The sequence below is a fragment of the Streptomyces sp. NPDC048751 genome, assembly GCF_043198595.1.
Classification (GTDB): domain Bacteria; phylum Actinomycetota; class Actinomycetes; order Streptomycetales; family Streptomycetaceae; genus Streptomyces.
This window is the reverse complement of sequence record NZ_JBICUX010000014.1, coordinates 1-23,142: the sequence shown is the minus strand read 5'-3', so window position 1 is coordinate 23,142 and position 23,142 is coordinate 1. Positions and strand designations below refer to the sequence as shown.

The following is a 23,142-nucleotide window of genomic DNA, read 5'->3' as shown; positions in this document are numbered from 1 at the left end:
AGCGCACCCCCTCTGGCCTGCGATGCTCTGGCGTCCGTACGGCCACAGGGAGTGCTCCGCACCTCACGGGGTCCATGAGGCGTTTCACGCAACACTGACCGCATCAACACCAGCGCGGTGGCCACTTTTGTATGTCTCCGTGCTGCGGGCCAGGCTGGGACGGTCGAGGGCTGTCGCCGCCCCAGTCCCCGGGCCGGGTCGCCGGGGCGCGGGTCATACAGCGCCCGGGCCCCGGGGCCGAACTGCCCGAGCTCGGTGAGGGAAGGAGACACCGTCGTCGATCTCCTCCGGCCTCCAGCCGGTGATGTCGAGCAGCAGTCCGTCCAGCGGCCCGCCCACCAGTTCGGCATAGCGCCGTCCCGGCCGCGGGCCGGGATGGCAACCGTGCTGGTCGCGGCCATCAACGAGTGGCTGTGGCCGCACGTTCGCACCGGATTTTCGTTAACCCTTTGCCGAGGAGCCGATGGGCCAGCTAAGTTCTCCCAGCCGTCCGACGTTGTTCGGGACCGGCGCTGTCGACAAGGAGGTGTGGAGCACATGCGCAGGAGTGCCCAGCAGTTGAGTCCGCGTACTGACCTCTGCCACTTCCTCACGACGGAGACACCTTGTCGTCTCGCATCACCCCACTGACCGACCCCGTTCACGGCCCGAACAGCCGGCGTCTTGCATGGCTGGCGTCCGACGCTGATTCCGTCCCCATCGGAACCGCCTTTCTGCGCCTGTTCAACAGTCCCGGACAGGAGCACCTGGCCGAACTGACCCTCGGTGTCCATCCCGCGGAACGACGCAAGTGCGTCGGTTCCCGGCTCGTCGACGCCGCCGTGGCCGCTGCCCGGGCCGATGCCCGACGCTGCGTCATCGCGCAGGCCGAGGCCGGATCGCCAGGCGACCACTTCCTGCCGGCGCGCGGTTTCAGGAAGGTCCTCACCCTGAGGTTCTCCCGCTTGCCGCTCGCCGACGCGGACACCACCACCCTCGCCCGCATCATCGAGCGTCCGCATCCCGGCTACCGGCTGATGTCATGGCACGGAACCGTGCCCGACGGCCTCGCCGAGACGTTCGCCGCCTCGCGTCGCGCCATGGACGACATGCCCATGGACGACACCGACTACGGCACGGTGACCTGGGACGTGGGCCGTGTCCGGGCCGCGGCGAAGGCTGTCGAACAGCGTGGGGACCACCTGCACACCGTCGTTGCCGTCGACGCCTCCGACGGCTCGATCGCCGGGTTCACCGAGCTGGTCGTCCCCGGCGACGGCAGAGGTGATGGCCAGCACTACGGCACCGGCGTGTTGCCCGAGCACCGTGGACACAGCCTCGGCCGATGGATGAAGGCCGAGTCGATCCGACACGCCCATGAGCGCTATCCGGACCTCGGCGGCCTCCTGACAGACACCGCCGACAGCAACACGCACATGAGACAGATCAACGACAGTCTCGGCTACACGCCCACGCACACGACACACCAGTACCAACTCGACCTTTAGCGGCGGACGGACGGGCCGGATCTGGACATCACATCGTCCGGCCCGTCCATGCTTTCGACACACGGCCTATTCGAACGCCCCGTGAGTGCGGAGAGCCATGAGGGTGGGAAGCGCCTGGGTCTCGATGTTCAGAGCCCGCGGCGACACCCTCAGGCACCTACTGGAGTTGCAGGGGGCGACCAGCGCCGAGGCACTTTGCGCCGATGGCCCCAGCACCGGTGAGTCGACCGGTTGTGCTCCCGTCATGCCTGGATGTACTGACCCGGGGACATCATTGAGCAGCATTTATCTGGCAACCGCCACCAGTCCGGCAGTCGGACAGGCCGGCACCCGGTCGCTCGCGCATAGCGTCAACGCCAGCTCCGTCGTCCCGCCCGCATGTCGGGCATACGGCGCTGACCCAGTTCGCGCCCGGGTGAAGTCGCCGAACGCATGTCAACCGCAGTGCGCGGAGAGTCCGTGGACCCGCCTTGCGCACTGCGGTCGCTCTCGGGTTCGGCTCGGCGCAGTAGCCCAGTACCTCAACGTAAAGCAGAGTTTCGGCGTACGGGTCGTCCCCGAGCTTCCCGATGGCGTTCAGCCCAGCCAGGTACGTCCTCGAGCGCCCTTCGTTCGATGAACCATTCGTTCACCTTCGGCCGCCCCCACTGCTCCTACCTCGGCTCCTACCTCGGCCGGGCCGAGTGCCGCTCAGGTGCGGTAGGCGTAGTAGAACGAGTTCGGGTTGGACGCCACGATGCTGGGCAACGACCGTCGGTAGGTGTCCAGGGAGTGGTAGGTGAGGTACGGGACACCGGTGGAGCCCCGGTACGTGGTCATCAGGGTGTGATCCTTCTCCCCGTCCCGGTTGAAGTCCATCTGGAGGACGTCACCCTTGTCCATCTGGTAGGCATACTTCAGCGCGGTCGTCCGCTTGGCCGTCTGGGCGAACCAGGACCACTCGTTGACGCCCACCCAGGTGTCGGACTGGTCCCTCGAGCCGTACCACCAGGTCCCGTAGGACTCGCGAGAGCTGTTGATCTTCTTCCAGCCTCCCGCGTTCAGGGACTGGCTCAGGAAGTTGGTGCAATCGCCGCCTCCCCGGGCCCGGGCGAAGCTCCGGTAGGACCGGTTGTAGTTCTTCCAGTACTTCTCGGCGTACTGGGCCATCGCCTTGTAGTCGTACGCGCGGCCGGTCAGCTTCTTGGGCTTGGCCGGCGCAGGGTAGGCGGTGGACGCACGGGGAGCGTCGATGACGGCGCCCGGCCGTACCGGCACCGACGCGGCGGCCGGGGCAGGCTCGTTCACCGGGCGGGGCCCACTGTCCGTCAGCCGGATGCCCGACAACTGCCAGGTGCCGTCCGGCTGCGCGGTGAAGGTGAGGTCGTGGTGCGCCGTGAAGCCCGTCGTCGGCGGCTCGTCACCTCTGACCCTCTTGTACGTCAGTACGGTGGTCTCCGTGACGGAGACCGTCGCCTTCCGCCCCCGTATCCGGGTCGAGTCGACCGTCACCCGGGAGTCGCCGGCCGTGTAGGCCTCGTCCAGCGCGGCGAGGCGGGAGCGGGTGCCGTGCAGAGCGGACAGGGCCCGGTACTCGGTGCGGGCCAGGCCTGCGGTCAGGTGCACCCCGCCCACGGGCTTCACCGCCGTGCGCGCCGTCCGGACGTGGTCCAGCAGGGCGTTCGTGCGATCCGTGAACACGGCGTCGGCGACGCGGCCGAAGGCGTCGACGGTCGCCCGGTTCACGGTGGGTGCCGGTGCGGCGGCGTGCGCGGCCGACAGAGGCAGCAGCGCTGTGGAGACGGCCACCGCCACCGCGGCCGGACAGCCACGGCGCAGCATTCTTGATCTCACTGGGATTCTCCTTGCCCGGGTTGGTCGGACACCGGGCGAGGGCATCTTTACATGTCCTCCTCAACTTTCGCCAACACGCCACCACGGTCGGCCGGTTGACGAGACTCGCACGTCAAGCGCCACGCGCCAGGGTGCCGACAACCCGCCGTCCCCGCCGTGTTGAGGTTGCCAGGGACGCGGCACATTCACAGGGAACGCCCTCACGCCCCCCCAAACGGCCGCGGTCGTACGGTCGTCCGCGTACTCATTGCCCCTGACTCCGGCGTCGGCGAGGAACGTGGCGAGTCCCGGTGCGGCGGCCCCGGACCACCGCTGGGTCAGGTGCGCCGACAATTCCGGCTCGCCGCGCAGCGGGTCGGCCAGGGACGTCGAGGGAGGTTGGGCATGTGTGCGACGGCTTGGTGGAGTCCGTCGCCGCGCTGCTGACAGTCACGAAGGATCTTGTAGTACTTTCATGCGGGCGCAGGCATGCTCGATCCGCACTCGGATCCGGCGCTGCTTCTCGTTGTCGGCTTCCTCGCTGGCCAAGAGGGGCCGGATGAGGGCGGCTGGGGGCAGCGCGCTCGAGGAACTCGAGCCGTACCTGGCGTGGCAGTGTGATGTCGAGGCCCAGCGCAGTGCGGATGGATTCGGCACTGACGTCGCGCGGGATGGCGAGACGACGTTCCGTGCGCACCACGAGGTCGACCGCCGGGCGGGCCACCGTGGGCTGCCGCTTCTGGGCGAAAAGGAGTAGCTGGTCGGCTGGTGCGCGGCCGCGCCGTAACAGGGGGCAGTTGGTACGGTGCGCGGAAGGCAGCCAGGCGGTGCGCACGGTGCTGGCGATGACGGCGCGGTCGCGGCGCAGCGGCACGCGCAGAATGCCCCACTCCCCCGGCTCCAGCGGCAGGGAGGGCATGGCCGGATCGGCGGCCATGCCCCCAGTCCCTATCAAGGCGAATGGGACCAGTGGTGGCTCGGCCGCCCTCTGTTGGGGCCGCGGTTTTCTGATTCGAGCGCCAGCACGATGGCGGACACCGCCTCATTGAGAGCTGCGGCCGTGCGGTTCTCCTCCGTGCCGCCATCGTGAACGCGCTCCAGCGAGTCCAGGCGGGGCGCATAAGGGTGGGATGCGTTGAGAATGATCATTCGTAAACAGCGGGACTGTAGGCGACGTGCCGGACTCGGGATCGACGAGCGCGGTCGAAATCGGGGCGCAGCTTGCGGAGCGCAGCAAGGACCTCCCCGGTCGGCGGCCGTGAGGTCCGCCAGGTGGAGAAGTACTTCCTCCCCCGCGTTTCAGCGGCCGACGTCGACCCAGCCCGGGCATCGCAGCCGGCCACCATCCGTGAATACCGCTGGTGGCCCGTTGCTGAGCTGCGCGCCACCACCGAGACGGTCTACCTGCTCGGCCTCGCCGACCTGGTCACCGAAGTCGTTGAGCGCGGTGCGGCGTGACGGGCGGCGCTCTCGTCGGCATACCGCTTCACTTCGAAGCCGCCCGGTAGGCCGCGCTCCAGGGCGGCGGCTGTCCGCCGGGTCTGCTGTGTGGTGCCGACGACGGCCACCGGCAGGTCGTGCGGCTCGGGTGCATGGAAAGCTGCGAGGTGCACGCTTACAAAGATGGAGCCGATGACCAGCACGATGAGAACGGGCATCAGCACACCCTTCAGGCCGTCTGACGGGGTGGACACCGGGGCCTCTTCGTTCGATGTAGGGCTCGACGAGGCGACGAGGGCGCCAGTGATGCCGGTACGTGATCGACACCGCAACCTACTGAGATCGGCCGTGCGAACGAGAGCCCTGGCGGATGTTCCGGCAGGGCCCTCAGCCGGACAGCGCACCGGCAGATGCGACCCCTGCCGTCAGGGCGGGTGAGGTGTTCCCGGTGACTTGGAAGTCGGTTCGGTCATGGTGGATCGGTATGTGCGAGCCGCTCAGGGGCCGCCCTGTTCCGCCGTGGCGGGCGGCGATGATCTCAGCGGCGATGGACAGAGCGGTCTCCTCGGGTGTGCGGGCGCCGAGATCGAGGCCGATGGGTGAGTGCAGGCGGGTCAGTTCGGCTTCGGTGAGGCCGATTTCGCGGAGTCTGCGGTCGCGGTCCTCGTGGGTGCGGCGCGAGCCCATCGCGCCGATGTAGGCGGCCGGCAGCCGCAGGGCCGTCTTCAGGAGGGGTACGTCGAACTTGGCGTCGTGGGTCAGGACGCAGACCACTGTGCGGTCGTCGGTCCGCGTACGGCGTAGGTAGCGGTGCGGCCAGTCGACCACAATGTCGTCGGCCTCGGGAAAGCGTGACCGGGTGGCGAAGACGGGTCGGGCGTCGCACACGGTGACGTGGTAGCCGAGGAACTTGCCCATGCGTACCAGCGCCGCGGCGAAGTCGATGGCGCCGAAGACGAGCATGCGCGGCGGCGGCACGCTCGACTCGACGAACACGCTCAGGCCGGGCTCGCAGTGGGATCCGTCCCGCGCGATGTCCAAGGTGCCCGTGCGGCCGGCATCCAGCAGGGAGCGGGTTTCATCGACGACGGCGCGGTCCAGGCTGGGACGTCCGCCGAGGTCACCTTCGTAAGATCCGTCGGGACGGACAACCAGCGCCCGCCCGAGGAGCTCTGCCGGGCCGCGGACCACGCGGGCGAGCGCCACCGCCTCGCCCCGGGCGGCGGCCGACAGCGCCGTCTGGAATGTCTTCCTGCCGGGCGCGTCGGCGGGCACCGGGGTGACCAAGATATCCAGGACACCGCCGCAGGTCAGGCCGACGGCGAAGGCGTCCTCGTCGCTGTAGCCGAACCGCTCGCGCACCGCCTCGCCGTCCGCGAGCGCCTGGGTGCACAGGTCGTAGACCGCGCCTTCGACACAGCCGCCGGAGACCGAGCCGATGGCCGTTCCGTCGGCGTCGACGGCGAGCGCGGCGCCCGGCCCGCGCGGTGCGCTGCCGCTGACGGCCACGACGGTGGCCACGGCGAAGTCCCGGCCTTCCTCGAGCCACCGGTTCAGCTCGTCCGCGATGTCCAGCATGGTGTTTCTTTCTTGTGGTGGTCGGATGGCGCGGATCTGCCATGAGGCGGCTCAGTCCCTCGTCGCGCCGCAGGCGCCCGAACGGGCCCGGCGCGACAAGGGCTTTTGACCGCCGTCGCTTCAGAGCAGTTTGTCCAATGTGATCGGCAGGTCCCGCACCCGCTTGCCGGTCGCGTGATACACGGCGTTCGCCACGGCCGCACCGACACCCGTGATGCCCACCTCGCCCGCGCCGACGATGCCGAGCGGCATCTTCGGATCCGGGTCGTCCAGGAAGGACACGTCGATCGGCGGGACATCCGCGTGCACGGGGACGTGGTACTCGGCCAGGCTCGGGTTCATGATGCGTCCGTTGCGCGGGTCGACGAGAGTCTCCTCGGCCATAGCCAGACCCAAGCCCATCACGATGCCGCCGCGCAGCTGGCTGGCCGCCGTCTTCGCGTTGATCACCCTGCCGATGTCGAACACCCCGACCCACCTCGACACCCGCGTCTCGCCGGTCTCGGCGTCGACCTTCACCTCGCAGAACTGCACACCCGTCGCAGCTTTCACCCATCGCTGGGCCCCCAGGAGGAAGCCCGGGAGGAACCGCGCCCGCCCGCCGATCCGGCCGAGCCGCGTCTCCGACCCGACGACGGCCTCGACGTGCGGCACCTTCGAGCGCCGGAGGATCTCCTCGTTGCTCACGCCGCCCGTCTTGCCTGCCAGGGTTTTGAGCGTCTGCTTCACCTCCTCGCACGCCTGGACCACGCTGGCCGCGACGCTCGCGGTCTGGACGGATCCGGCGGCGGCCGGCCCCATCGGCAGATCGGAATCGCCGTACTCCACGCGGACGGCGTCGAACGGCACACCCAGCGCATCGGCCGCGATCTGGGCCTGGGCCGTTGCGCCGCCCATGCCCATCTCGTTGAAGCCGCAGCGCACCAGCACGCTCCCGTCGGCCGACAGGCGGACCGTGACGTTGACCGGCATCATCAACGCAGGGTGGAACGCCGTTGCCACACCCGTCCCGACCAGCCACCGGCCCTCGCGCCTGGAACGCGGCTCGGGGCTACGCTCGTGCCAGCCGAACCGCTCCGCGCCCAGCGCGTACAGCTCTCGCAGCCTGCGGTGCGAGAACTTCTTCTTCCCGTCCACCGGGTCGACCGAGGTCTCATTGCGCAGGCGCAACTCGATCGGGTCCATGCCCAGCTCATAGGCCAGTTCGTCGATCGCGGACTCCAGCGCGAAGGTCCCGATCGCCTCACCCGGCGCCCGCATGAAGGCGTTCGCCAACAGGTCGAGCCGTATGAGGTCATGTCGCGCGAGGATGTTGTCGGCAGCATAGAGATGCTGGGACGCGGAGGTGACCTGCTCGAAGGGACCGCCGATCCGCCCCGTTCGGATGATGCTGGTGTGTACCAGCGAGGTCAGCTTGCCGTCGCGGTCCGCCCCCAGCGCGACTCGCTGGACGGAAGGGGTGCGCCCACCGACCGTGCGGTAGACCGCCTCCCGCGAGAGCACCAGCCGCACGGGCCGGCTGGTCGCGCGCGCTGCCAGCGCGGCGATGATGGTGCCGGGCCAGATCGCGGACTTGCCGCCGAAGGCGCCGCCGACGAAGGGCGCCAGCACCCGTACGTTGGTCATGGGGACCGAGAACCGCAGCGCGAGGTGGGTGCGGAACCAGTCGATGGTCTGCGTCGCGTCGTGGACGGTGAGCCGGTCGCCGTCCCAGACGGCGGTGGTGGCGTGCAGTTCGAGCGCGTTGTGATTCTGCGGCGGAGTCGTGTAGCGCAGGTCCAGCGCCACCGCGGCGGCCTTGAGTGCGGCCTCCGCATCGCCCTTCTCGGCGCCTCGGGGGAAGAACGAGTCGTTCGGCTGAGGCCGGGCGTCCTTCTCGGCAGCCTCGAAGTCCACCACGGACTTGGTCACCATGTACTCGGCGCGCACCAGTGCGGCTGCCTCGCGGGCGGCGGCTGAGGTCTCCGCGACAACCACCGCGATCGGCTGTCCCTCCCAGTGCACCTCGTCGCTCTGCAGGTAGTTCACCGAGGTGCCGGAGAACGTGGTGGTGAGGTTGAACATGCTGGGCTTGGGAGCCGGTTGCAGAGCGGGCGCGTTGAGGTGAGTGATGACGGCGACCACTCCCGGCACCGCACTGGCCTCGGCGGTGTGCAGGGCGGTGATCCGGCCGCGGCTGATGGTGGCGTGCACGAGTACGGCGTGCGTGAGGCCGGGATAGAAGTGCTCGGCGGCGAACTTCGCGGCGCCCGTCGTCTTGACGCCGCCGTCGACACGGTCGAGCGGTTGTCCGATCGTGGTCATACCGCACTGCCCTCTTCCGTACGGACCAGTCGCTCGACGCGCGGAAGTCGCGCGAACCGGACAGGTATGGGTTTCACGATGACTGCCCCAGATCGCTCAGGGGACTGATCCCTCTGCGCCGCCGCGGGCGGAAGCAGCCGCAACCGCGTTTTCCCACTTCCTCTCGGCATCAGGCGGCGCTCCCGTCGGTCAGCTGCCGCAGGGTCGCCACGATCGTGCGCTGCGCGAGCTCGATCTTGAACGTGTTCTGCGGTCCGCCCACTGCGGCGGCGAGTTCGGCTTCCGCCGCCTGCCGGAAGGCTTCCTCGGTCGCCGGCCGGCCGAGGAGCGCGCGTTCGGCTTGGGCGGCGCGCCAGGGTTTGGTGCCGACTCCACCGAGCGCGAGGCGGACCTCGGTGACCAAGCCGTCCTCGACAGCCAGCGCCGCGGCGACGGAGACGAGGGCGAAGGCGTAGGACGCGCGGTCGCGGACCTTGCGGTAGCGGGAGTGCGCCGCGACCGGCAGCGGCGGCAGCTCGATGGCCGTGATCAGCTCGTCGGCGGCCAGCACTGTCTCGATGTGGGGCGTGTCGCTGGGCAGCTTGTGGAAGTCGGCGACCGGGATACGCCGGATGCCGCGCACGCTCTCCACCTCGACGACCGCGTCGAGCATCACCAGCGCCACCGCCATGTCCGAGGGATGCGTCGCGATGCAGTGCTCGCTGGCCCCCAGCACCGCGCTGCCGCGGGAGAACCCGCCGATCGCGTCACAACCGCTGCCGGGTGCGCGCTTGTTGCAGCTTGCGGTCTCGTCGTAGAGGTACATGCAGCGGGTGCGCTGCAGGAGGTTGCCGCCCACGGTCGCCATGTTCCGCAACTGGGCCGAGGCTCCCAGCAGGATCGCCTGCGCCAGGACCGGATAACGGGTCCTGATGAGGGGGTCCGCGGCGAGCCGGCTGTTGCTCACCAGCGCCCCGACACGGAGGGTGCCGTCCGGGAGTTCCTCGATCCCGGTCAGCGGCAGGCGGGTGATGTCGACGACCGTGGCCGGGTGTTCGATGCCCTCCCGCATGAGGTCGACGAGGTTCGTCCCGCCCGCGAGGAACTTCACGTCGTCGCTGCCGGCGATCGTGCGCAGCGCTGTGGCCGTGTCCGGTGCGCTGAGGTAGGAGAACGACTTCACTTCGCGACCTCCTTGATCGCCGAGACGATACCGTTGTAGGCGCCGCAGCGGCACAGGTTGCCGCTCATCCGCTCCCGGATCTCCGTCTCGTCCAGCTCCCCGCCGGTGTCGGCGAGATGCTCGGTCGCCGCGCTGGGCGCGCCTTCCTTGTGCTCGGCGAGCATGCCGATCGCCGAACAGATCTGGCCCGGCGTGCAGTAGCCGCACTGGAATCCGTCCGCGCGTACGAACGCCGCCTGCAGCGGATGGTCGACCCCTTCGATGGTCGTGATGTCACGGCCCTGGTACTGCACCGCCAGCGCCAGGCACGCGTTGATCCGCCGGCCGTCGACCAGCACCGTGCAGGCACCGCACGCGCCCTGGTCGCAGCCCTTCTTGGTGCCGGTCAGGCCCAGGTACTCGCGCAGCGCGTCGAGCAGGCTCACCTGCGGCGAGACGTCCAGTCTTCGAGCGGATCCGTTGATCCGCAGCTCGATCTCCACCGTGTCATTCCTCCGGTTCACCCGAGGGCTCGTTCTCTAGGAGAGCGCCATCAGGCACAGGGCTGGATCAGAAGGACTCTGGCTTGCAGCCTGGAACCCGCGTCCTGTCTTGCCATGCTCGCGAATGGTGATCTTTTTCCAGGTCACGCGCTGTCGGCGGGCAGCGCCGGGTAGTCGGTGTAGCCGCGGTGGTCGCCGCCGTAGAAAGTGGCCGCATCGGGGGTGTTGTAGGGGCCGCCGGCTGCGAGGCGGGCGGGCAGATCCGGGTTGGCCAGGAACAGCGCGCCGAAGGCGATGATGTCCGCGGTGCCGTCCTCGATGAGGGCGAGAGCGCCAGGGCCGGTGGTTTCGGGGTGGGTGAAGGGGTTGAGGATGAACGCCGTCGGCCAGTCCTTGCGCAGCCGGGCGGTCAGGTCGCGGTCCGGGCTCTCGACCAGGTGCAGGTAGGCGAGGTCCAGCCGGGCGAGACCGGCGGTCAGGGTGGTGTAGGTCTCCAGCACGTCCGCCGGGTCGGTCTCGGCGATGTCGTTGTAGGGGTTGCCGGGGGAGATGCGGAAGCCGGTCCGTTGGCCGCCGATCGCCTCCGCGACGGCCGTGGCGACCTCGATACCGAAGCGCGCCCGGCCCGTGGCACCGCCTCCCCAGCTGTCGGTGCGCCGGTTGGTGTTGGGGGCGAGGAACTGGTGGATCAGGTAGCCGTTCGCCCCGTGGATCTCCACGCCGTCGAAACCGGCGGCGATCGCGTTGCGCGCTGCGTCGGCGTAGTCGGCGATCGTCCGGGTGATGTCGTCGGGGTCCAGTTCCTTCGGCGTGACGTAGTCCTGAGGGCCCTGGTAGGTGAACACCTGGCCCGTCGCCGCGACGGCGGAGGGGGCGACGGGGATGAGTCCGTCGGGCAGCAGGCTGGGGTGGCTGATCCGGCCGGTGTGCATCAGCTGCGCGAAGATCGTGCCGCCCTGGGCGTGGACGGCGTCGGTCACCTTCCGCCAGGCGTCGACCTGCGCCGCGGAGTGCAGGCCGGGGGTGTTGGTGTAGCCCTGGCCGACGACCGACGGCTGAATGCCCTCGGTGATGATCAGGCCGGCGCTCGCGCGCTGGGCGTAATAGGTGGCCATCAGCTCCGTCGCCGTGGCTGCGGGAGCGTCGGCGCGGCTGCGGGTCATCGGCGCCATCGCGACGCGGTTGGCCAGCGCCTTGCCGCTCAGATCGATCGGGTCGAACGCGGTAGTCATAGCAGCTTCCTTCAAAGAATGGGTCGGGTGAGAGAGGCAGGCGGCAGCCTGGTGTGTGCCGGTTCGCAGCACTCCGTTCGCAATGAACATCCGTTTGGAGACTCTATACCCGCATGAGACTAAGTCTCAAGATGATTTTCCGTCCGGTTATGGTCAAGTGAGATGCGACTCCCGATCGAGACGGAGTCTCAAGTTGAGTCGTGGCGGTAAGATTCCTCGTATGACCGACTCCGCCAGCACCGCCAACCACACCCCGCCGAAGCCGCCCGGTCTGCGTGAACGCATGCGGGCGACAGTCCGGGCGGAAGTCACCGAAGTGGCGCTCCGGCTCTTCACCGATCAGGGCTTCGACCGGACGACCGCCGACCAGATCGCCGCCGAAGCGGGTCTGTCGCGCGCCAGCCTGTTCCGGTACTTCGGGACCAAGGAAGACATCGTGCTGGGCGGTCTGGAGGGCGATGGCCAGCACGTTGCGGAAGCCCTCGCCGCACGCCCCGACGAGGAGCGGCCCTGGGTGGCGCTGCGCCGGTCCTTCGACGTCCTGGTACGGGTGAACGAGGCAGAACCCGAGCAGACGCTGAGCTTTCTGCGCCTGCTGCAGGAGACGCCGTCACTGCGCGCCCGGCACTTCGAGAAGAAGTTGCAGTGGCAGGAACACATGGTGCCGGAGATCGCCAGGCGACTGGAAGCCGGTCCTGGCCGACCAGAGGATCCCAGGCCGACCGCGCTGGTCGCAGCCGCCCTAGCCTGCCTGGACGCGGCCGCGAGCGGGTGGGTGGCCTGCGATGGCACGGTTTCCCTCGCTGTCCTGCTCGATCGGGCCATGGGCGCGCTGACCGAGTAACCGCCCGCCCAAGGCGGGCGACCGGCGCTCGACGACCGGGGCAGCGAGCCGCGGCTGTTCCGTGCCGAGTGGCACGTCGCCTGGGGGTGGGTCCGTGGGGCAGGACCGCCGGGAACTGCACCCGGACAAGAACCGGATCATCTAGTGCACGACAGGCGCCGCGGCTCTCATGCCAGCCGCACTTCATCCCCCGGGGGCTGCTATGTCGGTCAAGCCGCTTGAGCAAGTTCTTCGACGTTGCCGAGTCGGTTCCGGTCGAAGCGCTCGAAGATCTTGAAGATCTGCCGGCAGATCGCCCTTGGCAGCCCGCCGGTCGGCGACGCGCCGCGCGCTGTGCGGCACAGGCACGGCGCGGTCACCACGGCCGTCAGCCGCACGAGGGTGTCGCAGACGTGCACGCGACCGGTGCGGCATCGCCAACGTAATTCACAGCCTGCACACAGACAGCAGTGCCTCTGGTCACGCGAACGGGGGCGGCGAAAGAGTCGGGTTTTACTTGGGAGCTGAGACCTGAACCGTGGGCGGGCCGACCGCTGTGGAAGGAGGCTCGGATGCGGTCTGACCCGAACTGAGCCCGTCCAGCAGGAGGTCCCCGAGTTCGGAGAAGGCGTCGCCGGCGGTCAGCCCGGTGCTCTCCAAGAGGGCCCCCGACTGGACCGCGTCGATGGTCACCGCCACGACCTGGGCGGCGAAGTGCCCGTTGAGCGCGCGGAAGACGCCGGTCCGTACGCCCTCCTCGATCAGTTCGTGGACCCGGTGCGCCGCGGCGGCGGAGTTCTTGCGGTAGATCTGTGCCGTCGGCTCGTAGCCGACCATGTCGTCGTAGAAGGCGTGGGAATGCCGGCGCATGGCCGTGCCGACGCCGGCGAGGTAGACCCGGATTCGCTGCCTGGGGTCGGGCTCGGCCTGGACCGCCTGCTCGATCTCGGCTGTGGCTTCACGGAAGAAGGCGCGGGTGACCGCCAGCACCAGCTGTTCCTTCGTAGAGGCCAGGCTGTACAGCGTCGCCTTGGAGCACCCCAGTCGCTGGGCGAGCTCGTCCATGGTCACCGCGGTGAAGCCTTCGGCCAGGATGATCGCCTCGGCCTGCCGCAGTAGTTCGTCGCGTCGACGTGTGTCGACGACCCGCCTGCGTGCCGTTCGGCGCGGGCGTCGGTCACGCGAGTCAGTTGGGGCTGTCACCGCAGCAGTCTCCCATGATGATCTCCGCCTGAAGCTGCGAGTGGTCGTCCGGGCCGAAAGGCCGATCCCTTGCAAAGGGGTACCAGCGTACCCCCTAACGTACCCACGGGGAAATGCCCCCCGTGAGCGACGTTAAGGCCCGTAGCGACGTCCGCAGCAGCATCGGGGCACCGTAATCGCGAGGCGGCCGCGTTTCTTGCTCGTCGTCAGGAACCGATCTGCAGCAGTGTGCGGCCGAGTCCCCTTCGCTGGTCCAGGTGCTTCAGCGCAGCCGACGCCTGTTCCAGGGGGAAGACCGACGTGAGGGGCGGGTCCAGCCGGCCGGACTTCAGCAAGGGCCAGAGTTCGCGCCAATAGGCACGGGCGGCGTCCGGATCCTGTCGCCAGTACTCGTCCATCCCCACTCCGAGCACGGAGGTGTTGGTCAGCAGCAGACGATTCACTTTGACCGTGGGGATGCCCCTGCCCGCGAATCCCAGGACGAGGAGGCGCCCCCCGCCGTGCCGCAGCGCGCGAAGCGAGTCCGGGAAGCGATCCCCGCCGACCGGGTCGACCACGAGGTCGACGCCCTGGCCGTCGGTGAGGGTCCTGACTTCGTCGAGAAATCCGCCGACACGTACGACCTCATGTGCTCCTGCGGACCTGGCCAGTTCGGCCTTCTCCTCAGTGGATACGACCGCGATGACGCGGGCGCCGTGTGCTGCGGCCAGTTGGCAGGCCGCGCTCCCGACTCCGCCCGCGGCTCCGTGGACGAGGACGACCTCGCCGGGGCGGAGAGCACCCCGGTGGACGAGCGCGAAATGCGCGGTCAGGTAGTTCAGGGGCAGGGCCGCACCACGGCGGGTGTCGACGTTGTCCGGGAGAGGAAAGACCATCGTTGCGTCGACAGCGACGGCCTGGGCGAAGCCACCAGTGACCGGCAGGGCTGCCACGCGGTCACCGGCGCGAAATCCGGCACCATCCGTGCGGACCGTTCCGGACACCTCCCAGCCGGGGACGAACGGCAGTTCGGGACGTGTCTGGTACTCCCCGCGAGTCTGCAGTACGTCCGGGAAGACCACGCCCGCCCATTCGACGTCGATGAGAACCTGGCCCTCCTGGGTCTCCGGCTCCGGAAGCTCTTGTACGACCAGGGCATCAGGACCCTCGAACGCGGTGACGAGTGCTCCCCGCATCAGTACCTCCCGGTCCCAAGAACCGTTTCGTGACCACTAGGTGCCTGCACATCTGCAAACCGGGTCGGCTGTGTGACTGTCCTCAACGTTTTCCTCTTACGGGTCACTCGTTTGCGGGGCTCGCGGTCACCGGATCGAGGATCCGATGGAGATGCCGCCGTCCACGTCCAGGACGACGCCGGTGATGTAGCCGGCGGCCTCGCTGGCGAGGAAAGCCGCGGCTTCGGCGATGTCCTCGGGCCTGCCGGTGTGACGCATGGGGATCTTGTTGGTGAGTTTGTCGCGGGCGGGGCCGTTCATGGAGGCGAGCATGGGGGTCTCGATGAGGCCGGGGGCGATGGCGTTGGCGGTGATGCCGTGGCGGGCGCCCTCGAGCGCGAGGGTGCGGGTCATGCCGACGATGCCGGCCTTGGCGGCCACGTAGTTGGTCTGGCCGAAGTTCCCGCGCCAGGACATGGAGGAGAAGCTGACGATACGGCCGTAACCCTGGCGTTTCATGGGGCCGAACGCGGCGCGGGCGCAGTGGAAGCCGCCGGTGAGGCTGACGTCGATGACCGCGTGCCAGTCGTCGTCGGTGATGTCCTCGACGCGGTTGTCGCGGATGATGCCGGCGTTGTTGACCAGCACGTCGAGGCGGCCGAGATCGGCGACGACGCTGTCGATCCAGGCGTTGACCTGGGCCGAGTCGGTCACGTCCACCACGTCGGTGCGGTGTTTCGCGTCGTGGGTGTCGGTGATGGTCCCGGCGGCGTCGGTGAGGGCCTGTTCGTTGACGTCGGCCAACGCGACCGTGGCGCCCTCCGCGGCGAACCGGGTCGCCATAGCGAGTCCGAGACCCTGTGCGGCTCCGGTGATGGCGACGACGCGTCCCTGGTAGCGATTCACTTGATGTCCGCTTTCGTGGTGTGGGGAGCGAGGAAGTCCCGCAGGGCGTCGGCCACCGAGCTCGCCGTCCAGTTGTCGGCGAAGGTGGCCAGTTCCTCGCGCAGGGCCTGCTCGGGGGCCATGCCGTCGATCCGGTCCAGCAGCGTTTTGAGCTGTTCCTGGGCAGGGCTGTGGCGGTCGGCCAACTGGTGGCAGATACGCGTGGCGGTGGCGTCGAGGTCGGCCTCGGGCACGATCGCGCGGATCCAACCGGTGTTCGCGAAGGCGGTCGCGGGCAGCAGTTCGCCGGTGAGCAGGAGCCAGCGGGAAAGGCCCCGTCCGACCGCGTCGGGCAGCCGGACGCTCGACCCGCCGGCCGGTACCAGGCGCCGGTTGAGGTGGCCGTCGCCGATGAGCGTGGTGTCGGCGGCGACGACGACATCGCAGGCCAGTGCGAGTTCGAGACCCCCGGCGACGGCGTGACCGTGCAGCACGGCGACCCACGGCTTCGGGCTGGCCGCGATACGGCTGAAGCAGGCCGATACATCGGTCAGGAAACCGACCGGGTTGTCGCCGCGGTCGTGCAGTTGGAGGAACTGGTGGAAGTCCCCGCCGGCGCAGAAACTCGGTCCCTTGCCTGCCACCGCGATGACCGCGGTGCCGGGGTCGGCCTCGGCGCTGGTGATCTGCTTGTCCAGGGCTTCTACGAGGGTGGCGTCGAGGGCGTTGCGTCGCTCGGGTCGGTTGAGCAGCAGCCATCGGACGGGGCCGCGTTGCTCGACGAGCAGCGGTTCCATGCCGGTCAAGGTGACTCCGGGGTGGTGAGTTCGGTGCGTCGGCGTTTGCGCAGCAGGTAGCGCTGCGTCTTGCCGCTGGGTGTCTTGGGCAGGCTGTCGATGAAGTGGATCGTGCGCGGGTAGGCGTGGGCGGCGTAGCGGGTTTTGACCAACTGCTGGAGCTCGGTGGCCAGTTCAGGCGAGCCGTCGCCGCCGTCGCGCAGGACGACGTACGCCTCGATGACCTCGCCGCGGACGTCGTCGGGTGCGCCGATCACGCTGCACTCGGCGACCGCGGGGTGCTGGGCGAGCACGCTCTCGATCTCGAACGGCCCGATCCGGTAACCGGCCATGATGATGACGTCGTCGTCGCGGGAGGAGAAGAAGAAGTCGCCGTCGGCGTCGACGCGCCCGGCGTCGCCCGTGAGGTACCAGCGGCCGTCGGGAGTGAACTTGGAAGCGCTCTGCCCGGGGACCTGGTAGTCGTGGAAGGTCATCAACGGGCTCGCCGCGACATCGATCGCGACCCGGCCGAGCACGCCCTCTCCGGCCGGCTCGTCCTTCTCGTCGGCCAGGACGGTCAGGCTCCAGCCCGGCACCGGCCGGCCCATCGATCCCGTCTTGAGGGGGCGGGCGAGTTCGGGATGGTGGTGGTTGGCCAGGGGCATGCCGACCTCGGTCTGGCCGAAGTGATCGTGCACGGCCAGGCCGAGCGCGGCTCCGGCCCACTCGTTGACCTCAGGCGTCAGGGGCTCGCCCGCGCTGGACGCCCGTTCCAGGCGCAGCCCCTGTGGCACCGGCACCGACGAGGAGCGCAGTCCCCGGTACACGGTGGGGGCGGCGGTGAAGTCGGTGACCCGGTGGTCGACGAGGGTGTACCAGGTGCTCTCGGCGGAGAACCCGCCGGACAGCAGCAGGCTGGGGATGCCGGCGGCCATCGGGGCGACGATCGCGGAGTACAGCCCGTAGGCCCAGCCGGGGTCGGCCGCGCACCAGTAGCTGCTGTCCAGGGTGACGCCCAGGGCGTACTCCAGGTAGATCTGCCATCCCGCGATGTAGGAGACGGGGTGGATGACGCCCTTGGGCTTGCCGGTGGTGCCGGAGGTGAACATGTGGACCAGGGGCCCGTCCCCGCTGGTGGTGACGGCGGGCGCCGGCTCGGGCGACGCGGCCGCGACGAGGTCGGCCAGCGACAGGTCACCGCGCGACGTGCCGGGTCCGGTGACGACGATCCGGCGCTGGGGGTCGTCCGGCATGTCAGGGCCCGGGTCGAGTTTGTGGCGCTGGTCCGGGTCGACGACCACGACGTGCGCACCCGCGCCCTCCAGGCGCAGGGCGATGGCCTGAGGTGCGAACGCGGTGAACAGCGGGACGTAGACCGCGCCCAGCCGCCAGATCGCCAGGATGACGGTGACCAGGTCGGTGCCCTTGCCCATCAGGGTCGCCACCCGGTCACCCGGACCGACGCCGAGTCCCTGGAGCGCCCGCGCACAGCGGTGCGAGTTGGCGGCGAGCTCGCCGAAGGACAGCGTGGAAGCCGTCCCGGCGCCGTCGAGCACGGTGAACGCGACGCGGTCGGTGGGGTGCCGGTCGCACAGCAGCCGCGCCACGTCCAGGGACGGAGCCGTGAAGGTCGCGGTCAGTTCGGCGACCCGGTCGGCGGCGCTCATCGCTGGTCCTTCCGGTCGATGACCGGCAGGATCAGACGGCTGGGGTGGTTGGGCCCGTGATGGATGTGGTTGATCGCCGGAATCATCTGCTCCTCGCTCTCGCGGGCGATGACGCCGCCAGTGTTCGTGTTGCGGTCGTAGCGGGGGAAGTTGCTGCTGGAGACGTCCACGCGGATGCGGTGGCCCGGGAGGAACACGTTCGAGGTGGCGGTCATGTCGACGGTGATCTCGTAGACCGTGCCGGGCTCCATCAGTTCCTCCGTGGCCAGGCCGCCCCGGTAGCGGACGCGCAGGATGCCGTCGCACAGGTTGATCGCTTTGCCGTCGGGGAAGACGTCGACGAGCTTGGCGGTGAAGTCGGTGTCCACCGCCGACGAGGAGACGAACAGGGTCAGGCTGACCGGGCCGGTGACCTCGACGGGCTCCTCGAGCACCGGCCCGGCGAAGCACAGGACGTCCTCGCGGGCGGCGACGGTCCGCTGGTCGACCGGGCCGCAGAGTTCCAGTGTCACCGGCATGGACGCCCCGCCGGCCGTGGGAACCGGGCGGCGCGGGTCGTAGAGGTAGGTGTCGCGCCCGGACCCGGTCGGTGGCTCGGTCGTCAACACACCGTCGCCGTCCGCGGTGTTGGCATGGCCGGCGCTGGTGAGGTGGTAGTCGGTCCACTGCGTGTCGGGCAGCGGCCACTCCTGCTCGTCGCGCCACTGGTCGATGCCCATGACGAAGATCTTCACCGGTGCCACGTCGTCCAGTGCGGCGATGTCGTCGCGGAGCCAGCGGTCGAAGAACTTCACGTGCAGGCCGGTCAGGCCCAGCATCTGGGCACTGGCCAGCGGACCGAAGGAGCGGTCGGGATAGACGCCGGTCTGGGATATGTGGTCCCACGGACCAATGATCAGCCGTTGCCCCTCGCGTGCTTGCGCACTTCCTGCCTTCTGGCGGGCGGTGGTGTACGTGCGTACGGTCTGCCCGATGTAGAGGTCGTACCAGCCGCCGATGTTGAGCGCCGGGGCGGTGACGTTCTTGAGCTCGGGCGTGAGCTCCATGGCGTCCCAGTAGGCGTCGTGGGAGGGGTGGGCCATCCAGTCGTCCCACCACTTCCCGTACTCCGCCAGGACCGGAACCTCGGCCGTCGGCAGCACGTCGTTCAGCGGCTCCGGGAACAGGAGAGCCTGACCGAGCTGCTGCAGCTGGGGCACGGAGCCCTCGCCGGCCGCCAGGGACCGCTGGGCGTCGGCCATGTACATCATGGCGTTCCACAGCGTGACCAGGCTCAGTGAGAGCGCACCGCCCGGGCCGTACCAGGGCGCCTCGTAGTTGTCGATCGAGGTGAAGGCCGGCGCGATCGCCTTGAGACCGGGGGCGTCGGTCACGGCGGTCTCCCACTGGACCATTCCGAGGTAGGACGCCCCGTACATGCCCACCGTGCCGTCCGACCACGGCTGATCGGCGATCCAGGCGACGGTGTCCTCGCCGTCTGCCCGGTCGGCCATATGAGGAACGAACTCGCCTTCCGAGCGGTGGGTGCCCCGGCAGTCCTGCACCACCACCGCGTAGCCGGCCTCCAGCAAAGCCATGAGGTCGGGCATGACCCCGCCCAGGGTGATGCCGAACACGTCTTTGCCGTAGGGCATGCGTACGAGCAGCGTCGGAGCCTTCCCATCGACTGGATGCCACACGTTGGCGGCGAGGGCTACGCCGTCACGCATCGGAACTCGGACATCTATCTCGTACAGGTGCTGCATCGGTGCTCCTCGTCGAGCTGGCTGGGTTGCCCAGGATGCGGGTACGTTATGAGGTACGTTCGTACCCTGTCAATTACCAGGCGAAGGCCGACCTCTGGTGATTCGCCGTAGGCAACGGTGTCGGCGACGGGGCCGGTCGCTGCCGACGTCGCCCCCTGTCTGCGAGGGAAGGGGTGATGAAGGGGTGATGGGCCCATGTTCGCACTGACGCGAACATGGGTTACTGTGAAACCGCACCCGGCCGGAAGAAGACAGCCGGGCACGCAACCCCCGCTAGGAGAACCACGGCATGACCACTGTTGCTGCCTACGCCGCCCCCGCCCCCAAGGCTCCACTGGAGCGCACCACCATCGAACGTCGTGCGGTCCGCGAGTTCGACGTGCTGATCGACATCAAGTTCGCCGGCATCTGTCACACCGACATCCACCTGGTCCGCGAGGGCTGGGGTGAGGCGATCTTCCCGATGGTCCCCGGCCATGAGATCGCGGGCGTCGTCTCCGAGGTCGGCCCCGGCGTCACCAAGTACAAGGTCGGCGACCGCGTGGGCGTCGGCTGCATGGTCGACTCCTGCCGCGAGTGCGACAACTGCAAGGCCGGCCAGGAACACCACTGTGTACGAGGGGCCGTCCAGACGTACAACGCCATCGGCCGTGACGGCGAGCCCACCTACGGCGGCTACGCCACGCACGTCGTCGTCGACGAGAACTTCGTCGTCCGTATCCCCGACGGGTTGTCCCTGGACGCCGCCGCGCCGCTGCTGTGCGCGGGCATCACCACGTACGCGCCGCTCAAGCAGTGGGGCGCTGGCCCCGGCAAGAAGGTCGCCGTGGTCGGTCTGGGCGGTCTCGGCCACGTGGGCGTCAAGATCGCGCACGCGCTCGGCGCCGAGGTCACTGTCCTCTCCCAGTCGCTGCGCAAGAAGGACGACGGCCTGAAGCTGGGCGCCGACCACTACTACGCGACCAGCGACCCGAAGACGTTCGAAGAACTCGCCGGCTCCTTCGACCTCATCGTCTCCACAGTGTCGGCGCCACTGGACTTGAGCGCCTACCTCAGCCTGCTGAAGACGGGCGGCGCACTGGTGAACGTGGGCGTCCCGGAAGAGCCCATCACCTTCCACCCGTTCTCCCTCATCGGCGGCAACAAGATCCTCGCCGGATCGATGATCGGCGGCATCCCCGAGACCCAGGAGATGCTCGACTTCTGCGCCGAGCACGGCATCGGCGCGGAGATCGAGCGGATCGCCGCCTCCGAGATCAACGAGGCGTACGAGCGGGTGCTGGCGAGCGACGTGCGCTACCGCTTCGTGATCGACAACGCGACCATCTGAGACCCGTCGCACGCACAAAGGCCCCGGCGGATCATCCGCCGGGGCCCTCGACCGTGGGCACCGTCCAGGTGAGCGTCTGGGACACCGGGTTGTCGCCGCGGTGGTGGTGATCGACGACGCGTGAGAACACGGCCCTGTTCTCCCGAAGCTGCCGTAGGTAGGCAGTGGGGCTGACGATTTTCGCCGCCCCGCTCAGCTCGCCATCCTCGAAAGCGCCGCGCCACCTGCTGCGGGAGCTGCCGCTGCACACGGCGAAGGCCCTCGAGATCCAGGTCTTCGTGCCGGTGGAGTCGATCCGGTCCGATCCGCATGTGCGTTTAGGCGGTCAGTGACCGGTCTGTGTAGGTGGTACGGCGGGGTGGGTGGCCTGTCGCCTTGCTGGTGCACGGGTTACGGTCACTCGGCGGGCGGGAGGCCCCCCTCACCCAACTCGGCCGTGGCCTGGTCGGCGTTGTGTCCGGGGTGTCGTTCGACGTGATCGAAGCCGACCGCAAGCTGGATGCCTGGCTGCGGTGGGTCCGGTTCATCGCGGCCACGGAGGGGTGCCCCGGAGCGTCAGGCGCACTCGGCGTTCACGTAGGGCTCCACGCGGCCGACGCTCTCCTTGAGGACGAGGTCGAGCAGTCCGGGGAACCGCTGGTCCAGATCTTCCTTGCGCAGAGTGTTGATGCGGCGGGTGCCGACGTCGTGCTGCCGGATGAGGCCGGCCTCGCGCAGGACGCGGAAGTGGCGGGTGAGTACGGACGCGGTGACGTCCTGCGTGAAGCCGCTGCAGGCCAGGCCAGGGGAGACGGAGAGGGTGACGACGATGGTGAGCCGGGTTTCGTCGGTCAGCGCGCTCATGATCTTGAAGAGGTCGAGGTCGTCCGTGTCGGGGTGGACGAGGGGTGACGAGGTGCGACTGGCCATGAGGAAAGAATAACCCCCGCCCCATGTTCGCGTTAGCGCGTACATAGGGCTACAGTGAAGGCACGGATCGACCCTTCATCCGTCATCCACCGGGTTGCCCATCACCGGTACCACGGCATGCCACCAACGCCTTTGACGGCGCGGCCTGCATCAGGAACGGAGTACACCCCATGACCGCAACACAGGGGACCGAGTCGAGGACGCACCGGAGCGAAACGGCCGCGGAGGTGGTCGGCCGCCTTCGTGCGACGTTCAACACCGGCGTCACCCGCCCACTGGACTGGCGCGTCGACCAACTGCGGCGGCTGCGGGCGCTGCTGGTCGAGAACGAGCAGGAGCTGATCGAAGCGCTCTGGGCGGATCTGAGGAAGAACGCCGCCGAGGCGAAGACGCAGGAGATCGACTTCACCGTCGCTGACATCGACGAGACGCTGGCGAATCTGGAGAGCTGGCTTCAGCCTCGCCCGGTGGAGGTTCCCGCCCACTTCGGTCCCACGACCACGGCCTACACCACGTACGACCCGCTCGGGGTCGTCCTGGTGATCGCCCCGTGGAACTTCCCGCTGCACCTTCTCATCGACCCCATCATCGGCGCACTGGCCGCCGGAAACACCGTGGTGGCCAAGCCGAGCGAGATCTCGGTGCACACATCGGCGGTCGCTTCACGCCTCCTGCGTGAGTACTTCGATGCCGACGTGCTCACCGTGGTCGAGGGGGGCGCCGAGGAGACGACGGCCCTCCTGGCGCAGCGTTTCGACCACATCTTCTACACCGGCAATGGCACGGTCGGCCGGATCGTCATGGCCGCAGCCGCCCAGCACCTCACCCCCGTCACGCTCGAACTCGGAGGCAAGTCACCGGTCTTCGTGGCGCCCGACGCCGACGTGGAGGAGACCGCGAAGAGGCTGGTCGGCGCCAAGTTCGGCAACGCGGGGCAGCAGTGCATAGCCCCCGACTATGTGCTGGCCGATCCTGTCACCGCCGCCGCGCTGGTTCCCGCCCTGCGTGCGGCCATCGAAGCTCAGTTCGGCACCAGCCCGCAGACCTCGGCCGGCTTCGGCCGGATCATCAACGAGCGGCACTTCGACCGACTCACGCGTCTGCTGGATTCCGGCCGGGCGGCGGTGGGAGGCCAGCACGACCGCGACGA

General features: G+C 68.9%; 21 protein-coding genes and 2 pseudogenes. 6 read left to right on the top strand and 17 right to left on the bottom strand.

The genetic code is table 11. The features are described from left to right. Positions 1 to 103 precede the first annotated feature (103 nt). Positions 104 to 423, bottom strand: a pseudogene (locus ACGFNV_RS35305) (hypothetical protein). Between the two features lie 182 nt (positions 424 to 605). Here ACGFNV_RS35305 and ACGFNV_RS35300 point away from each other — a divergent pair. Further along, positions 606 to 1,487, top strand: a complete 882-nt coding sequence (locus ACGFNV_RS35300) for a GNAT family N-acetyltransferase (RefSeq protein WP_393628232.1) — start codon at positions 606 to 608, stop codon at positions 1,485 to 1,487. A gap of 690 nt (positions 1,488 to 2,177) precedes the next feature. On the opposite strand, the gene ACGFNV_RS35295 is transcribed toward ACGFNV_RS35300, so the two are convergent. The 3 genes and pseudogenes from ACGFNV_RS35295 to ACGFNV_RS35285 form a co-directional block, all read right to left on the bottom strand. Beyond that, positions 2,178 to 3,308 carry an amidase domain-containing protein gene (locus ACGFNV_RS35295; RefSeq protein ID WP_393628563.1) on the bottom strand — a complete coding sequence of 377 codons (1,131 nt, stop codon included), beginning with the start codon at positions 3,306 to 3,308 and terminating at the stop codon, positions 2,178 to 2,180. 329 nt (positions 3,309 to 3,637) lie between these two features. Continuing rightward, positions 3,638 to 3,857: pseudogene (locus ACGFNV_RS35290) on the bottom strand (hypothetical protein); the annotation flags it as partial. 393 nt (positions 3,858 to 4,250) lie between these two features. Next, positions 4,251 to 4,448, bottom strand: coding sequence for a hypothetical protein (locus tag ACGFNV_RS35285; RefSeq protein WP_393628230.1), 198 nt, complete (start codon positions 4,446 to 4,448; stop codon positions 4,251 to 4,253). Positions 4,449 to 4,571: 123 nt separating this feature from the next. On the opposite strand from ACGFNV_RS35285, the gene ACGFNV_RS35280 reads away from it, so the two are divergent. Next, positions 4,572 to 4,757 (top strand): hypothetical protein, encoded by a 186-nt coding sequence (locus ACGFNV_RS35280; protein ID WP_393628228.1) that lies wholly within the window; start codon positions 4,572 to 4,574, stop codon positions 4,755 to 4,757. 369 nt (positions 4,758 to 5,126) lie between these two features. Here the strand turns inward: ACGFNV_RS35280 and ACGFNV_RS35275 are convergent, their stop codons facing one another. The 5 genes from ACGFNV_RS35275 to ACGFNV_RS35255 form a co-directional block, all read right to left on the bottom strand. Next, positions 5,127 to 6,317: an XdhC family protein gene (locus tag ACGFNV_RS35275; RefSeq protein ID WP_393628226.1), complete on the bottom strand. Its 1,191-nt coding sequence runs from the start codon at positions 6,315 to 6,317 to the stop codon at positions 5,127 to 5,129. 120 nt (positions 6,318 to 6,437) lie between these two features. Then, a complete protein-coding gene (locus tag ACGFNV_RS35270; protein ID WP_393628224.1) occupies positions 6,438 to 8,621 on the bottom strand; it encodes a xanthine dehydrogenase family protein molybdopterin-binding subunit in 2,184 nt (727 codons plus the stop codon). A gap of 169 nt (positions 8,622 to 8,790) precedes the next feature. Beyond that, a complete protein-coding gene (locus ACGFNV_RS35265; protein ID WP_393628222.1) occupies positions 8,791 to 9,783 on the bottom strand; it encodes an FAD binding domain-containing protein in 993 nt (330 codons plus the stop codon). Further along, positions 9,780 to 10,265: a (2Fe-2S)-binding protein gene (locus tag ACGFNV_RS35260; protein ID WP_393628220.1), complete on the bottom strand. Its 486-nt coding sequence runs from the start codon at positions 10,263 to 10,265 to the stop codon at positions 9,780 to 9,782. The genes ACGFNV_RS35265 and ACGFNV_RS35260 overlap by 4 nt, the downstream gene beginning before the upstream one ends. Positions 10,266 to 10,408: 143 nt before the next feature. Continuing rightward, the gene (locus ACGFNV_RS35255) at positions 10,409 to 11,497 is read right to left on the bottom strand and encodes an alkene reductase (RefSeq protein WP_393628219.1); all 1,089 of its coding nucleotides are present in this window, start codon (positions 11,495 to 11,497) and stop codon (positions 10,409 to 10,411) included. A 220-nt stretch (positions 11,498 to 11,717) separates the two neighbouring features. On the opposite strand from ACGFNV_RS35255, the gene ACGFNV_RS35250 reads away from it, so the two are divergent. Continuing rightward, positions 11,718 to 12,341 carry a TetR family transcriptional regulator gene (locus ACGFNV_RS35250; protein ID WP_393628217.1) on the top strand — a complete coding sequence of 208 codons (624 nt, stop codon included), beginning with the start codon at positions 11,718 to 11,720 and terminating at the stop codon, positions 12,339 to 12,341. 209 nt (positions 12,342 to 12,550) lie between these two features. On the opposite strand, the gene ACGFNV_RS35245 is transcribed toward ACGFNV_RS35250, so the two are convergent. The 7 genes from ACGFNV_RS35245 to ACGFNV_RS35215 form a co-directional block, all read right to left on the bottom strand. Further along, entirely contained in the window at positions 12,551 to 12,739 is a 189-nt protein-coding gene (locus ACGFNV_RS35245; RefSeq protein WP_393628215.1) for a hypothetical protein, read from the bottom strand. A gap of 94 nt (positions 12,740 to 12,833) precedes the next feature. Continuing rightward, on the bottom strand, positions 12,834 to 13,523 hold the full coding sequence (locus ACGFNV_RS35240) for a TetR/AcrR family transcriptional regulator (protein WP_393628214.1): 690 nt from the start codon (positions 13,521 to 13,523) through the stop codon (positions 12,834 to 12,836). Positions 13,524 to 13,729: 206 nt separating this feature from the next. Continuing rightward, positions 13,730 to 14,698: an NADPH:quinone oxidoreductase family protein gene (locus ACGFNV_RS35235; protein ID WP_393628212.1), complete on the bottom strand. Its 969-nt coding sequence runs from the start codon at positions 14,696 to 14,698 to the stop codon at positions 13,730 to 13,732. Between the two features lie 126 nt (positions 14,699 to 14,824). Continuing rightward, on the bottom strand, positions 14,825 to 15,583 hold the full coding sequence (locus tag ACGFNV_RS35230; RefSeq protein WP_393628210.1) for an SDR family oxidoreductase: 759 nt from the start codon (positions 15,581 to 15,583) through the stop codon (positions 14,825 to 14,827). Then, a complete protein-coding gene (locus tag ACGFNV_RS35225; protein WP_393628561.1) occupies positions 15,580 to 16,359 on the bottom strand; it encodes an enoyl-CoA hydratase/isomerase family protein in 780 nt (259 codons plus the stop codon). Before ACGFNV_RS35225 ends, ACGFNV_RS35230 begins: the two co-directional genes overlap by 4 nt. Positions 16,360 to 16,364: 5 nt before the next feature. After that, positions 16,365 to 18,008 carry an AMP-binding protein gene (locus ACGFNV_RS35220; protein WP_393628208.1) on the bottom strand — a complete coding sequence of 548 codons (1,644 nt, stop codon included), beginning with the start codon at positions 18,006 to 18,008 and terminating at the stop codon, positions 16,365 to 16,367. Next, positions 18,005 to 19,753 carry a CocE/NonD family hydrolase gene (locus ACGFNV_RS35215; protein WP_393628206.1) on the bottom strand — a complete coding sequence of 583 codons (1,749 nt, stop codon included), beginning with the start codon at positions 19,751 to 19,753 and terminating at the stop codon, positions 18,005 to 18,007. Before ACGFNV_RS35215 ends, ACGFNV_RS35220 begins: the two co-directional genes overlap by 4 nt. A 289-nt stretch (positions 19,754 to 20,042) precedes the next feature. Between ACGFNV_RS35215 and ACGFNV_RS35210 the strand changes: the two genes are divergently transcribed. After that, positions 20,043 to 21,083 (top strand): NAD(P)-dependent alcohol dehydrogenase, encoded by a 1,041-nt coding sequence (locus ACGFNV_RS35210; protein ID WP_393628205.1) that lies wholly within the window; start codon positions 20,043 to 20,045, stop codon positions 21,081 to 21,083. A gap of 164 nt (positions 21,084 to 21,247) precedes the next feature. After that, a complete protein-coding gene (locus ACGFNV_RS35205) occupies positions 21,248 to 21,415 on the top strand; it encodes a hypothetical protein (RefSeq protein ID WP_393628203.1) in 168 nt (55 codons plus the stop codon). Positions 21,416 to 21,638: 223 nt separating this feature from the next. Here ACGFNV_RS35205 and ACGFNV_RS35200 read toward each other — a convergent pair whose 3' ends face one another. Next, complete coding sequence (locus tag ACGFNV_RS35200; RefSeq protein WP_389148599.1) at positions 21,639 to 21,992, bottom strand: ArsR/SmtB family transcription factor; 354 nt, start codon at positions 21,990 to 21,992, stop codon at positions 21,639 to 21,641. Between the two features lie 170 nt (positions 21,993 to 22,162). Here ACGFNV_RS35200 and ACGFNV_RS35195 point away from each other — a divergent pair. Further along, positions 22,163 to 23,142: aldehyde dehydrogenase family protein (locus ACGFNV_RS35195; RefSeq protein ID WP_393628201.1), on the top strand; the 980-nt coding region annotated here is incomplete at its 3' end.